Origin of the sequence: Rhizobium leguminosarum bv. viciae USDA 2370 (assembly GCF_002008365.1) — a bacterium.
Lineage (GTDB): Bacteria > Pseudomonadota > Alphaproteobacteria > Rhizobiales > Rhizobiaceae > Rhizobium > Rhizobium leguminosarum.
Genome location: NZ_MRDL01000051.1, coordinates 747,519 through 760,972 on the forward strand (window position 1 = coordinate 747,519; position 13,454 = coordinate 760,972).

Annotated in this window: 10 protein-coding genes and 2 pseudogenes; 6 read left to right on the plus strand and 6 right to left on the minus strand. The window is 60.9% G+C overall.

Annotated features, from left to right (window positions below; genetic code table 11):
- Positions 1-24: 24 nt before the first annotated feature.
- Positions 25-1,533 carry a winged helix-turn-helix domain-containing tetratricopeptide repeat protein gene (locus BS629_RS30420; protein WP_018242035.1) on the minus strand — a complete coding sequence of 503 codons (1,509 nt, stop codon included), beginning with the start codon at positions 1,531-1,533 and terminating at the stop codon, positions 25-27.
- Between the two features lie 158 nt (positions 1,534-1,691).
- Between BS629_RS30420 and plsY the strand changes: the two genes are divergently transcribed.
- Entirely contained in the window at positions 1,692-2,351 is a 660-nt protein-coding gene (gene plsY, locus BS629_RS30425) for a glycerol-3-phosphate 1-O-acyltransferase PlsY (protein ID WP_018242034.1), read from the plus strand.
- 56 nt (positions 2,352-2,407) lie between these two features.
- Here the strand turns inward: plsY and BS629_RS30430 are convergent, their stop codons facing one another.
- Positions 2,408-3,319 carry an agmatinase gene (locus BS629_RS30430; protein ID WP_018242033.1) on the minus strand — a complete coding sequence of 304 codons (912 nt, stop codon included), beginning with the start codon at positions 3,317-3,319 and terminating at the stop codon, positions 2,408-2,410.
- A 216-nt stretch (positions 3,320-3,535) separates the two neighbouring features.
- On the opposite strand from BS629_RS30430, the gene BS629_RS30435 reads away from it, so the two are divergent.
- From BS629_RS30435 to BS629_RS30445, 3 genes are all read left to right on the plus strand, one after another.
- Complete coding sequence (locus tag BS629_RS30435; RefSeq protein WP_018242032.1) at positions 3,536-4,702, plus strand: MFS transporter; 1,167 nt, start codon at positions 3,536-3,538, stop codon at positions 4,700-4,702.
- Positions 4,703-4,817: 115 nt separating this feature from the next.
- Positions 4,818-5,306, plus strand: a complete 489-nt coding sequence (locus BS629_RS30440; protein WP_018242031.1) for a MarR family winged helix-turn-helix transcriptional regulator — start codon at positions 4,818-4,820, stop codon at positions 5,304-5,306.
- Positions 5,306-5,986, plus strand: coding sequence for a GNAT family N-acetyltransferase (locus tag BS629_RS30445; protein WP_018242030.1), 681 nt, complete (start codon positions 5,306-5,308; stop codon positions 5,984-5,986). The genes BS629_RS30440 and BS629_RS30445 overlap by 1 nt, the downstream gene beginning before the upstream one ends.
- A gap of 12 nt (positions 5,987-5,998) precedes the next feature.
- Here BS629_RS30445 and BS629_RS30450 read toward each other — a convergent pair whose 3' ends face one another.
- The 3 genes and pseudogenes from BS629_RS30450 to BS629_RS30460 form a co-directional block, all read right to left on the minus strand.
- Complete coding sequence (locus BS629_RS30450) at positions 5,999-8,845, minus strand: M16 family metallopeptidase (RefSeq protein WP_018242029.1); 2,847 nt, start codon at positions 8,843-8,845, stop codon at positions 5,999-6,001.
- A gap of 248 nt (positions 8,846-9,093) precedes the next feature.
- Positions 9,094-9,490, minus strand: a pseudogene (locus tag BS629_RS30455) (metallophosphoesterase family protein); the annotation flags it as partial.
- A gap of 199 nt (positions 9,491-9,689) precedes the next feature.
- Positions 9,690-10,085, minus strand: coding sequence for a hypothetical protein (locus BS629_RS30460; protein WP_018242028.1), 396 nt, complete (start codon positions 10,083-10,085; stop codon positions 9,690-9,692).
- A gap of 82 nt (positions 10,086-10,167) precedes the next feature.
- On the opposite strand from BS629_RS30460, the gene BS629_RS30465 reads away from it, so the two are divergent.
- Entirely contained in the window at positions 10,168-10,533 is a 366-nt protein-coding gene (locus BS629_RS30465) for a hypothetical protein (RefSeq protein ID WP_018242027.1), read from the plus strand.
- A 140-nt stretch (positions 10,534-10,673) separates the two neighbouring features.
- The gene (locus tag BS629_RS30470; RefSeq protein ID WP_018242026.1) at positions 10,674-10,862 is read left to right on the plus strand and encodes a hypothetical protein; all 189 of its coding nucleotides are present in this window, start codon (positions 10,674-10,676) and stop codon (positions 10,860-10,862) included.
- Between the two features lie 19 nt (positions 10,863-10,881).
- Here BS629_RS30470 and BS629_RS40370 read toward each other — a convergent pair.
- Positions 10,882-13,253, minus strand: a pseudogene (locus BS629_RS40370) (alpha-amylase family glycosyl hydrolase).
- Positions 13,254-13,454: the final 201 nt, after the last annotated feature.

Consider the following 13,454-nt stretch of genomic DNA (forward strand, 5'->3'; position numbering starts at 1 on the left):
AGCCGTCTTCGAGGCACGCCGGCGTCACCCCGGAAGCCCCGCCTTGCGGTAGCCGTCAACGAAATGCTCAAGCGTCCGAGCGTCGCGGAAGGGTTCCGTCGCCGCCCAGTGGCGGGTTGAAAAATGCGGGTTGGCGACGAGGAACAGTTCGGCCTCGGCGCGAGCCTCGTCGAGCCGGCCCAGTTGGGCAAGACTTGCCGCCAGGAAACGGCGTGAGCTTGTCCGATAGGTCTCGTCCCTGCGCAGCGTCTCGACGGCGGCTTCGTACTGGCCGGCGGCATATTGCGCCTGGCCGAGCGCCAGATAATACCAGCTTGCCGGAAATGGGTTCAGCCGGAAGGCCTTGGCGATATGCTCAAGGCCCTCTCCGACCCGCCCGGCCAAGACCGCAATGTCGGATAGTGCCGCAAAGGTGTCGGCCTCGTTCGGGTCAAGCTCGATGGCCTTCGCGAATTCCGCATCCGCCTCGGCAAAGCTGCGCTCATAGGCAAGCAAGTATGCCAGGATCCAGCGGCAGCCGGCATCATTGGGATCGATCATTACCGCTTTGCGCGCCAGCTCCAATGCAAGGCTACGGGTGGGGTGCGTTGGTCCGCTGGAATGCACCTCTCCCATCCAGTGGTTCATGGCAAGCCAGCGATAGGCCTCGGCATAGTTGGGATCGAGGGAAATCGCGCGCGTCAGCATCAGATGCGCTTCCCGCGCCGCCTGCGGCGTATCATCCATAAGCCTGCGCGCCCGCACGCAGAGATCGTAAGCCTCGAGACTTGTGGGCCGATTGCGCGATGGCGGTGCGCGCAGCCGCCCGAGCAGCGCTTCGACGATCTTGCCAGTCACCTCGTCCTGAACGGCAAAGATATCTTCGAGGCTGCGATCGAAGCGTTCCGCCCATAGATGATCGCCACTTGCCGCATCGACCAGCTTAGCATTGACGCGCACGTGCCCTGCTACGCGTCTTGCGCTTCCCTCCAGCAGGTAGCGCACGCCGAGCTCCTCGGCGATCTCGCCTACGTCCCTCGCCTTTCCCTTATAGGCGAAGGCCGAGTTGCGGGCGATGACGAACAGGCCCGGTATCCTGGACAGGTCGGTGATCAGGTCTTCGGTCAGCCCATCCGTGAAGGATTCCTGTTCGGGATCGTTGCTGATATTCACGAAGGGCAGCACCGCGATCGATGGTTTGTCAGGCAGCGGCAAAGGTTTTCGCTTCACGCCGCCAAGTTGATTGATGGCGCCTATGAAGCGGTAGCCGACGCGCGGCACCGTGGAGATCCATTCGCCGCCGTCACCGGTCGGACCGAGCAACTTGCGCAGCTGCGCGATCTGAACGGTGAGGTTGCCTTCCTCGACCGCCCTGCCCGGCCACGCCGCATCCATCAACTCAGCCTTGCCAAGGATTTCGCCGGGCCGCCCGACAAGTGCGGCAAGCAGCATTACCCCGCGGTGGCCAACGGCAACGGGATCATCGTTCCGAAGAAGCGTTCCCGCGGCCGGATCAAGCACGAATGGTCCAAAGGCATAACGCGATCCCTGCATGAGGCGCATCCTAGAGTCTTTAAAGCTTGGATGGAACTGTTCGTCCGCTTAGGCCGCGTGGCATCGAGGACGCGAGCAGTGTAAATCATGTTCCAATGGCTGATGGCGGTGACGACCAAATGATGACGGCCTGAAAATAGAGCGTCGAGGTGACTCCCATGGTTTTCTGGATAGCGGGTGCGGTTGGATTTGCGATCGCTTATCTCCTCGGCTCCACACCCTCGGGCTATCTAGCGGGCAAACTGCTCAAGGGCATCGATATCCGGGAGCATGGCTCCAAATCCACCGGAGCAACGAACGTATTGCGAACGCTCGGCAAATGGCCTGCATTGGTGGTGCTTCTGGTCGATGTCCTGAAAGGTGTGGGAGCAGTCGTCTTTGCCCGCTGGTTTTACCCTTGGTTCTCGACAGTCTCATCGGGCACGCCACCGACAGCGTTTGATCCGCAAATCTTAGAGCCTTGGGCTGTTTGCCTGGCGGGACTTGCCGTGTTGTTAGGGCATGGCCGTTCGGTCTGGCTCAACTTTACCGGAGGCAAGTCGGTTGCCACGGGGCTCGGCGTGTTGCTGGCGATGTCATGGCCCGTAGGTTTAGGTGCTGCGATGGTTTTTGGCGTTGCGCTGGCGGGCTTCCGGATTGTTTCCCTGAGTTCGATGCTGGCGGCGTTGACGGCCATCGCTCTCATCTGCGGCTTGGAACAACCGCTGCCCTATCGGCTGCTGGTGATCGCAGGCGGCATTTACGTGATTGCCCGCCATCGCACCAACATTCGGCGGCTACTGGCCGGGACGGAGCCTCGTCTGGGCAAGGTCGCCTAGAAGCGAAAACGCACCGCACCATGCACTGCTTGCTCGCTCGCAGAGGAAGCAGTGTCTCAATCTTGCCGAACGATGGCGCCGAACGCATTGACAAGGAGGCGCGCGGCGGTCAGGGCCGACAGGCCGTCAATGTCGGCAGGAGGATAGAGCTCGACAAGGTCGAATCCTGCGATTCTGGCCCGCCTGCCGAGGCCCGCGATCAGGTCGATCACCTCAGTGTAGGTGAGGCCGCCGGGCGTACGCGCCGCCACACCCGGCATGATGCTGGGATCGAGGCTGTCGCAGTCCAAGGTGACGACGACCCGCGCTCCTTTCGGAATATGCCGGAGAGCGGCTTCGGCCCCCTCGGCATGAATCTCTCGGGCAGTTACGAAGCGGCTGCCGTAGGCCCGCGCCGCTTCGATGTCGGCGAGGCGTGCGCTGCCGACGCTGCGGAGGCCGACCTGGACCATGCCGACGACATGCGGCATCTCGCTCGCCCGACGCATCGGGCTCGAATAGCCGTGGCGCTCGCCATGCACCTCGTCGCGCCAGTCGATATGGGCGTCGATCTGCAGGACCCAGACCGGCCCGTGATCCGCAAAGCCGGCGAGGAAGGGAATGGTCACGGAACAATCGCCGCCGACTAGGATCGGCACGGCGGGCATTGACAGGACATTACGCGTCTTCGCTTCGATCCGGGCTCGGTTGCCGGCATTGTCATGCAGGGTGGTTGGGATGTCGCCGGCGTCGATGCAGGAGACCGGCCTGCCACCAAACAGCGAGCCGCCGAGATCGAAATCCCAGTGTTCGACGAGCCCGGCATCTTCCTGGCTCGCAACGCGGATGGCATCAGCGGCCAGGGCGTAGCCGCTACTGTCCTTGCCGGGATAGGTGCTGCCGTGAGCGGCTGCGAAGATCACCACGCGGGGCAAACGCCCATCGGGGAGGCGATCGGGAAGGCCGAGAAAGGAAAGTGAGGCGGTCATTTCCTGTAGTCCTGATGATGTCCGGCTGAAATTGCGGTGGTGAGGGCTTGCGGTCGGGGCAAAATGCGATGCTGACCTGTTTAGTCCCTTTGGACGTTTTTGAGAACTTTTTGGGAAAGCTTAAGTACGGCACTCCCGGCCTCCTGCAGAATTCATCCTCTTTGACGTTGGGGCTCCCCGGCCCCTCACACCATACGGTCTGACGAGGACATCTGCATGACTGCTGAAAGCATCACATCAGCGCGCACGGATCGGATCCCATGGGCCGCCATGGCGGGCATCATCGCTACCGTCACGGTATTCGCCGTGGCACAGGGGCTGACCTATCCGCTGCTCAGCTTCATCCTGGAGCGGCAGGGAACGACATCGGGCCTGATCGGCCTGTCGGCGGCAATGACGCCGTTGGGTTTTATCCTATCCGCGCCCTTCATTCCGGCGCTGTCGCAGTGCCTGGGCGGGGCGCGGCTGGCGATCCTGTGTTCGATCCTGGCTGCCCTCACCCTGATTACGATTGCCTGGATGCAGGACATCTGGGCCTGGATGCCGCTGCGCTTCCTGCTCGGCTTCTTCGCCAATCCGCTTTACGTGATCAGCGAGACCTGGCTGATCTCGATCACGCCGGCGCCGTGCCGGGGCCGGATCATGGGCCTCTATTCATCGATCGTTTCGGGTGGCTTCGCCACCGGGCCACTGTCGCTCGGCCTCACTGGCACCGAGGGATGGCCGCCCTTCATGATCGGCATTACGGCCTTTCTTCTCTGCGGCCTGATCGTGCTTGCCGTCGCCGCGCGCCTGCCCGAGATGCCTAACGAAGGCGAAACAACCTCGGTCGGAGGCTTCTTCGTACTGGCGCCGCTGCTGCTGTTTGCGGTTTTCACGGCTGCCGCCTTCGAGCAGATCCTGCTTTCCCTGTTTGCGGTCTATGGCGCAGCACTCGGCATTGCCGAGGGACGCATCGCGTCGCTCATCACCTGTTTCATCGCAGGCAATGCCGCGCTGCAGATTTTGCTCGGGCGGGTCGCCGAACGGTTTGGCTCGACGCGGATGATGTTATTCTGCGTCCTGGTTTGCCTGGCCGGCTGCCTGCTGCTGCCGTCGGTCTTCACCACGTGGCTTATCTGGCCGCTGGTGTTCGTCTGGGGCGGGGTCTCGTTCGGGATCTACACCCTGTCGCTGATTCAGCTCGGCGAGCGTTTCGCCGGTCAGGCCCTGATCGCCGGTAACGCGGCCTTCGCCTTGGTATGGGGCATCGGCGGCATCGTCGGCTCGCCCGCGACAGGACTGGCGATGCAACTGATCGGACATCAGGGTCTGCCATTGTCGCTTGGCCTGCTCAGCTGCGTGCTGGCGGTGTTTCTGATGACCAGGAAATGGCGGGGCTGATAGAGGCACTTGCTCGTGCTACCCTTCCCCTGGTCTCATCTGCCGACCACCTTCGAAGAATTGCAATTTAATTCATAACATGTTATATAACATCCAATGCAAATGGAGAGTCGGCATGGTCGAGGATGTGGTCCGGACGCTGGGGTTTCTCTGCATGGGCAGCCGGCTGCGGCGCATCGGAGAAAGGCTGCAGGCCGATACGCAGCAGGTCATCGACGAGGCCGGTCTCAGCATCCAGGCGGGCCAGTATCCGTTCCTTGCAGCGATCGACCGGGCCGGACCGCTGACGATCGGAGAGCTTGCGCAGGCGGTGGGCATCACCCAGCCCGGCGCAACGCGGACCACCGGCCAGCTTCTCGAACTCGGTTACGTCGACATGCAACCGGCGCCGGACGATCAGCGTCGCAGGCTGGTCTCGCTGACCGACAAGGGACAGGAGCTCGTCGATCATTCGAAGAAGGTGATCTGGCCGCGCATCGCCGCCGCCGTTGCCGATCTCTGCGGCGATTTCGACGGGCCGATCCTCGAACAGCTGGCCGCCATCGAGGACGGGCTTGCGGTGGCGCCGCTTGCGCGCCGCAGCCCTGTCAAGGAGGAAGGATGATGAAACATATTCTCGACCGGCCGATCTGGAGCGCACTGGAGACCGCGCATGCCGACCTTGCCGAAGGCAATGAGAAGGCACGGCGATACCCGCCGTCAATCGTCCCCTTCGCGGCGTCCGCCAACGATGCGCCGGAAAGCCTCGACGCCCTGGAGGAACTGCCGGCGCCGGAGGAGAGCATGATCCTCGTCGAAGCCGGGCCGATCGCCATTCCACCGAGCCTGGCTATCGTCACAGAGGCATCGGTGGTCCAGATGGTGGCCGAGCGGCCCCATGAGAGGATTTCAGATCCCCGCATCGAGCCCCTGACGGAGACCGATGCCGCCGACATGCTGGCGCTGGCGACACTGACCAAACCCGGGCCGTTCACCCTGCGAGCCCAGAGCCTCGGCAGCTTCTGGGGGATCAGAAGCGAGGGCCGCCTGGTGGCGATGGCCGGGCAGCGGATGCGGCAGACTGGCTTTACCGAGCTTAGCGGACTTTGCACCCATCCCGATTTCCAGGGGCGCGGCCTCGGCACCCTGCTCTTCCGTTTCGTCGCCGGCGAAATCGCGTCCACCGGCGACACGGCCTATCTACATGCCTATGCGGCGAATACCTCGGCCATTTCCCTCTACGAAACCCAGGGCTTCGCTCTTCGCTCGGAAATGAACATGCGCGTGGTCAAACGCCGTTCGTGAGCGGTGCTCACCCTATCGTACCGCCGCCGGCAGCACCTCGAATTTCCAGAATTTTTCAGGGCTGAAATAGGCCGTGGCAAACGCGCGGATATCCCCGGCAGTGACCTTGCCGTAGCCACTGAGACTATCGCGTATCCGGTCTAAACGACGCGAATCCGTCTGAGCGTGGTGCAGGTATGCGATCCAATATTCGTTGCTCTGCTGCTGATGCTTCAATGTCTCGAAGATGGGTTCCCGGGCGCGCGCGAGCTCGTCTTCGGAGACGTCATGCGACCGCAGATCATTGGCGGTCTCGTCGACAAGTGCATAGAAGCGCGCAACCTTTGCCGGGTCGGTCTCGACGTAGAAATATGCGTAGCCGTAGCCCGGGATTTCCCTTGACAGGTCAACGTCGCCCTGCACGGCATAGCTTGAGCCTTCTGCAATGCGAAACTGGTCGATCAGCCTGTTTTGGATAATCTGGGTGGCAATATTGGCGGTGAAGGACCGGGGCAGATCGGAGAGCAAATCGCCGATGGAAGCTCCTACCGCGGCGGCGGCGTTATCCGCCCTGCCGTTATGGGTCTGCAAAACGGGCTTCTCGGTCGTCGCCGGAAAGCGCACGTCGTCCCGATCGTTGCTCAAGGCCGTCTCCGGGCGCGGCGGCAATGCGCCAAAGGTTTCAGCCGTCAGGCGGATTGAGTCGTCCACTGTTACGTCGCCGACGATGGTGATGTCGATCGGGCCATTGGAAACCATAGGCCGGAACAGTGTCTCGAATTCGTCTGGCTTGGCGGCGGACAACTGCGCGCGGTCGGGGAAGGTCCAGCGCGGGTCGCCGGAATGCACGAGACCTGCGAAATCGCGGCTGAAAACGCCGCCGGGCGACGCGTCATACTGATCGAGGCCGCTCAAATAGGCCTGCTGCACACGCTTGAACGCCTCGGGGCGATAGGCGGGATCGGAGGTGTATGCGCTCATCAGCTGCAGCTGCGTCGCAAGATCTTCAGTCCGTGTACGACCGTCGAACCTGAAGGAACTGTCGCCGACCGAGAAGTCGACGCCGACAATGTTGGCCGTCAGCGCTTTCTGTATATCCTGGTAATCCATGGCCTTTACGCCAGACAGCACGACAGCCGGAGATGCCCAGATCGCGGCGGAGCGGTCGTGCGGCAGGTCCAACCGACCGCGGCCGATATCTTCGCGCACCAGCACTTCGTTGGCACGCAGCTTGGTTGGCTTGACTGTAAGCCGTACGCCGTTGGAAAAGCGCACCATGGTCACGCCGAGATCTTCAACCGCACGACGTTCGACCACAGCGCCCGGTTCGCCGAAATGGGTGTAGGGCCAGGCAACGTCAGTTGTACCGGATGGTGCCGAGACGGCAATGGCCTTTGAAGCGTCATAGACCTGCCGAACCGTGTCGGCTCCGCCCTCAGGTGGTTGGTCCGCCTGCAGCACGACCTGCGGACCGTTGCCGGAGAAAGCAAGCTGCAAGGCCCGATTGACCTCATCCGCCGTGACGCCGTTCGTCATCGTCTCGAACATCGAGAGGTCTTCGGCGGGTGAGGTGAAGACTTGATCGTCATCGACGCTGCGAGCCAGCATGGAAGCAATGTCGGTGGTCATCCGCGTCGCGGCTCCGGCCGCAGCAGCTTGCAGGGCGGAGCGATATTCGCGGATTTCGCGATCGATCTCTGCCTGCGCAACGCCGAACTCCTGGATCCGGCGCTGTTCCTGGTCAATGGCCGTGAGCGCCGCCTGCCATTTGTCCGGCTCCGAATTCGCCGCGATCAGGACGACATGGGCGGAATCGAGGAGATCCTGGGAGCCGACGTCCGCACTGATGAAAGGGGCATCCGCCTTGCTGGCGATGGCGCTCACCCGACGTTTGAGCACCAGGAAACCGAGATCCTCAATAAGCCCAGCGCGGCGCTTGGCGAAGGTGTCAGGCGCGGCGTCATAGGGACGCGTCCAGGCGATCTGTATGCTGGTCATGCCGCCGGGAACGACGATGACCTCGGCGCTTTCGCTTTTCGTCACAAGCGCGCCAAGATCCGCTTTTGTCGGCGCCGGACCCACGGCCTTCCAGTCGCCGAAGCGCTGCCGGATTTCGACTTCCATGGCGGCGGGGTCGATATCGCCCACCACTATCAGCGTTGCCCGATCGGGTCGGTAATTGGCCCGGTAATAATCACGGACGAGGTCCACGGGCGCATTGCTGATGATGTCGGCTTTGCCGATCGGCGCGCGCATGGTCGCGCGCTGGCCGGCGAGCAGCGAGTTCATGATTCCGAGTGATGCGCGATACTGCGGCGTGTCGCGTAACCGCTCCTCCGACAGGATGACGCCGCGTTCGCGATCAAAGGCGCTGGCATCGAGGGTCAGCTCGCTCGCCGTGTCGCGCATCAGCATCAGGCCCGTCGAAATTGTGTCTGCATCGACCTCGGGCAGATCGAGCGCATAGACGGTCTCGTCATAAGAGGTATGGGCGTTGGTGTCCGGCCCAAAGGCCAAGCCCTTGCGCTGCAAGATACGGACCATCTCCCCTTCGGCGACATGAGTCGAACCCTTGAAGGCCATGTGCTCGAGAACATGCGCCAGGCCCTGCTGGTCGTCGTTTTCGTCGAGCGAACCGGAGCCAATGCGAAAGCGGATAGCTGCCTGTCCGGGCGGCGTGACATTGCGCATGATCGCAAACCGCATACCGTTGGCGAGCGTGCCAAAATGCACATCGGACTCGGCTCGGATGTCGCTTTGCGTTTGCGGCCAGGGCACGGACGGGGTGTCCGCATGGGCTGGCAATGCGAAGGTTGCGACAAGGGAGACCGTCGCAAAAAACCGCCACGCCGTGGAGCATTCCATTTTTTTGTAAGACATTCTTGTCCAGATGATGAGAATGAAGTGGGTAGATGGCGTCAACTTGACTATTCCACAGGTTGCATTCCCCAGCAACTTCGATGTGTGTGAATAAATAAGAAGTCGATAATTCTGCCTAGAACAGGATGATTTTAGGCCCGGTCGGCCTAAAATCTGAATCCTGTTCTCAATTAAAGAGTTAGAGCATGATGTCGTCCGAAAACCGCTCACACTTTTCGGCATCATGCTCTGGGTGTCAGATCATTGTCATCGAACTGAGCCTCCTCCTCGTCATCCTCATGACCGAGAAGCAATGAGTTCAACCCGATGAACCGCCAGCCGGCCGCATCCTCCAGCCAGCGGTCGTCGCCGGCAAGGCTGCGCCAGCGGGAGAGCCGCTCGGCATTGACGGGCTGGTCCGATCCCTTGAGGTGGCCGCATGTGATTGCCGGGGACGATCAGCATCGGGATCGACACCCGGCGCATCAGATCCATCGAAAAGGTGATGTCTGCGTCTTTGTCGGCGCCGTCGACGGTGAGATCGCCGGTATGGACGATCAGGTCAGCGCCGGTCTCTTCGATCCAGGTCAGAAGCGGCGCCCAGTTGCCGTTGAAATGCGGCTTGTCGGGGCTGAAATGGGTGTCGGTGATCTGGATGATTTTCATGGGCGCGTCTCCGAGACGTCGGCAGCGCGTCACCCGCGCCCCCTTCTCGTGCCCTCTCTAGAAGGCTCCCATGTCAATCACACACCTGATGTTTTCAGCTGTTTCTCAGTTTTGACATCAATCTGTCATGTAAGAAGAAGGCTGCCCGCGGAAACCGGGGCAGCCTTCGCCTGCATTTGGAATTGAGATCGCGGCGAAATCAATGCCGTGGCGCGTTGGCGGGAATGGACGACACCGTTGCCGAGACCGGGTCGCTTGCAGGAAAGCTGTCCTCGAGGCCCTCGTTGAGCTCCTCCTCCAGCGTTTGCCTGTCGCCGGCCGAACGCGCACTCGGCTGGCCGATCAAACCCTTGCTGCCTTCGTCGAAATTGCCGTTGCTCAAGGCATCGTACCGGTTGATGCTGCCATCTGCTTCACGGTCGGCAAAAGAGGTCAGCTGAACCATCATGACCTTGGCGTGATCGACCGCCGTCTTATCGTCGAGCTCGCCGTGAGAATTATCAATTTTGACCGAAATCGATTCTCCTCCCTCGCCTAAAAATTCTACGGTGAAAATGTCGCCGGCCTGTGTCACTCGCGTATCGATCAACTGCATGGAAACCTCCTGTGTTCATGCCTCTCAACGGCAAGCAAGCTCCGGAGTTCCATTTCAAAGCAAGCGATCGGCTCTCGGGATAATGGGCCAGCTCGGAACAAAAAGCGGCTATTCGAGTTCACACGCAGTTCAACAGGTCGCATCCATGCCGAAATTGCCGCTGTCGCCTTCCGAGAAACGCTCGTTCTCCAATATTCCCGCAGACCAGAAACTCGCTTTGATATCGAGCTATTCGGAGGCGCTGCGTAAGCTCGCCAGATCGACCGAAGCGGTCGGACGAGCCGACATGCTACCCAAGCTGATCCAGGTGGCGGACGGGCTGGACAGTATGGCAACCACGATTGCCGAGACGGAGGCCGGAGCCGACGTGATGGCGCGCGCAGCGCGGCTGATCCGCGCGACCGAAGGGATGTTGGCATCGATGTCCTCGTCACCAATCGTCCACTAGCGTCACTTGCGAGAATGACGGGATCGATGCGGCGATACCTTTGCCCTTAAGCTTTATGGTTAATTTATTAATAATTCCGGGTTTATAAACGGAACCAGACGGCCTTTCCGAGTGTTGATGGTGCGCCGTGGAGGAACCCAATGATCCTGAAAATTCTTGCCCCCAAGCTCGATGCCGATTGCCATGACACCGGCACCTGGCCCGATGGGATCTTCGCCGAAAACCGCATCGATCTGTCCGCTCGCGGCGACGGCCGCCGCCGCTCGCCGCATGAGCGCGACTACGGCAAAGACAGGAAGGTCGAAAATCTACCGTTCGGCTTCGTCTGACCGTTCCGGGCGTTGCGCGTCACAGCCTGCGAAAGACCAGAACGCCTGATGCCGGCAGCACGGCATCGAGCACTCCTGCTGTGGCTCTAATTCTTCCGCCGCCGTTGCCGACGTTCCAGCCGCCATATTTGTGAGCATCGGTATTGAAGATCTCCTCCCAGAGATCATCCCCCAGACGTTCGCTGTGCAGCCGGTAGCCGTGTTCGAAGGGAGCGTCGTTCAGCGACCCCACGACAAGGAAATCCTCGCCATCGTCCCATCGATGAAATGCGATCACGCGATTTTCGTCGTGAACCAGGGGAATGGCGATATTGCGTGAGCGAATGGCGTCCTGGTGGATGCTGAGCGCGATCAGATCGCGATAACAGCTGATCATCCCTGCCCCGTCACCATCCGCTTCGCCGAGAATATTCTCCCGGTTCTCGAGGAAATCATTGTAGCGATAGGGCTTCTGGGCGCCGATTTCCTCGCCCATGAAAAACATCGGCGTCCCAGGTGACAGCAGCGTCATCGCCGCTGCGAACCTCGATCTCGCCTCCGCCCATGCCCGGGTCTCGCCGACAACAGGCGCGAAATTGACCGCAATAACCGCGGTTCGTGCCGATCCTTCACGATTACCGCAATCGTCATGCGACTGGTTGTAGACCACCTTGGATCGCGCGCTCGTCTGCAATGCGCCGGCAAAAGACGACATGGTCAAAGCCCGCTTGTCTCCGAAACCGGCATTCTTCAATAGCTGCGCCTGTGCGCCGCCGTGATATTCGACGAGGTTGTGATGAAAATCGCCGTACAGGTCGCATCGAAGCCGAGTCCGTCGCCGGTCAGGCTTGGTTCCGTCATCGCCGACCAATCCGAATAGTCTTCAGCCGTCAGGAAAAGCTGTGGCTTGATCAGCCGCATCGTGCGGGTCCACTGCTTCAGGAATTTGGCCCCGAAGGCGGCAGCCCGATCGGCGCGCCGGCCGTCGGCATGCAGGACCGGATATTGATGGATCGAACTCGTCTGATCCAGCCGGAAACCATCGATGTGGCAGACGGAGACGAGAAATGCCGCGCTCGAAATGAAAAGCTGGCGGACGGCTTCCTCATCAAAGCGAGGCGCCCACCCCGTGGAGATATTGTCGATGTAGCCGCCTCTGGGATCGGCGTAGTCGCCGGGATTTCCCTCATACCAATAGTAGATATTGCGGGTGTGATCGTTGGAATCATAGGCCCATTGCGCCCGCTCGCCATCCGGATCGAAATGGTTGTAACAGACATCAAGGATGACAACGATGCCGCGCTGGTGGCAGACCTTGACGAACATCTTCAGCCGGTCGGTGCCGCCAGCCCCCTGGTCGGCAGCAAAGAAATGCGACGTGCCGTAGCCCCAGTTGGCCCGGGTCTCGAATTCCGCGATCGGCAGCAATTCCACGGCGTTGACGCCGAGCGCTGAGAAATGCTCGACGAAGGCGATGGCATCATCAAGCGTGCCGGGCGCGGCCTTGCCGAAACCGAGGGCGCCGACGTGCAGTTCATAGATCACCAGATCCTCGAGCCGATCCGGAAGCTTTCGACCTCCGGCGAATTCGTCAGCCCAGAACGCCTCGGCGGCAAGCTCCTGCCCGGACGGGAGCACCACCCGCTTCGGGTCGCAGACGACCGAACAGCTTTGCGGTCCGTCCAATGCCGCCGGCGATCCGTGATAGGTTGCTCCATCGGGATCGAAGTCTCCGTCGCCAATCTGCATGAGGGACCAGATATCGGTGCGGTAGGCGAGCGATCCATCATCCTTGGTAACGCGGTACATGTACGGCGTGCCGACCATGCTGTCGAAATCTAAAAGGCCATCATCGTCGCCGGTTTCGGCGATCCAGAATCCGTCGACGGTTCTTCGCATTTTGATGGTTGCGACCGCTCCGGTGCCGTCATCGGCGATATAGCCGATGGCCGGATCGGCCAGGACCAGCAAGACATCCCGGGCGTTCGGCGCCCAGACCGAAAAGCGGATGCCATCGGCAGCGTCGCGCTTTTCAACCCGGTTCGCTCCCAGGCGGCCGATCCATGTCAGATAATAGATCTGCGGCCCGATCCCCTGCTGGAGATCGAACGAGCGTTCGCGACGCGACGAGGCCTCGTCGTCCAATTCGCCGGCGATCGCCCACAGGCTTGAAGCGCCGGGTCGACCCAGTTCGATCCCCCATCGAAAATGCGTGCCGATCTCGTCATCGGGAAAGGGAACCCTGATGACAAAGACATCATAGCCATCCTCGTCACGAGAGCGCTGCATAGGAACAGACGTCCAATCATTCGAGGGGTGACCTTGCTCGTCCCAACTTCCGCGGAGACGGACATTGTCGAACGCCAATAATGGCAGGCCGCTGCGAAACCGGAATTGAACATTGACAGTCATCGGATCCTCCAAAACCATGTCGGATTTCGCCAGACTCTGCCTATGGGCCGTCCCACTCGCGCATGATCATCCGGCCGAACGAAAAAATGCAAGCGCAGATTACATAATAAATACAATTCGAATTGAGCCACATTCGCAACAATATATCATGGATAACGAGTCATCGCCGCACGACCCTCCTCGTGTATTAAATCGAATTGG

What these genes read in the sequence shown, in the direction of transcription:
- BS629_RS30440 (WP_018242031.1), top strand. Translation starts at nt 4,818, where the DNA reads ATGGTCGAGGATGTGGTCCGGACGCTGGGGTTTCTCTGCATGGGCAGC.
- BS629_RS30470 (WP_018242026.1), top strand. Translation starts at nt 10,674, where the DNA reads ATGATCCTGAAAATTCTTGCCCCCAAGCTCGATGCCGATTGCCATGAC.
- BS629_RS30465 (WP_018242027.1), top strand. Translation starts at nt 10,168, where the DNA reads ATGGGCCAGCTCGGAACAAAAAGCGGCTATTCGAGTTCACACGCAGTT.
- plsY (WP_018242034.1), top strand. Translation starts at nt 1,692, where the DNA reads ATGGTTTTCTGGATAGCGGGTGCGGTTGGATTTGCGATCGCTTATCTC.
- BS629_RS30420 (WP_018242035.1), bottom strand. Translation starts at nt 1,533, where the DNA reads ATGCAGGGATCGCGTTATGCCTTTGGACCATTCGTGCTTGATCCGGCC.
- BS629_RS30430 (WP_018242033.1), bottom strand. Translation starts at nt 3,319, where the DNA reads ATGACCGCCTCACTTTCCTTTCTCGGCCTTCCCGATCGCCTCCCCGAT.
- BS629_RS30445 (WP_018242030.1), top strand. Translation starts at nt 5,306, where the DNA reads ATGAAACATATTCTCGACCGGCCGATCTGGAGCGCACTGGAGACCGCG.
- BS629_RS30450 (WP_018242029.1), bottom strand. Translation starts at nt 8,845, where the DNA reads ATGTCTTACAAAAAAATGGAATGCTCCACGGCGTGGCGGTTTTTTGCG.
- BS629_RS30460 (WP_018242028.1), bottom strand. Translation starts at nt 10,085, where the DNA reads ATGCAGTTGATCGATACGCGAGTGACACAGGCCGGCGACATTTTCACC.
- BS629_RS30435 (WP_018242032.1), top strand. Translation starts at nt 3,536, where the DNA reads ATGACTGCTGAAAGCATCACATCAGCGCGCACGGATCGGATCCCATGG.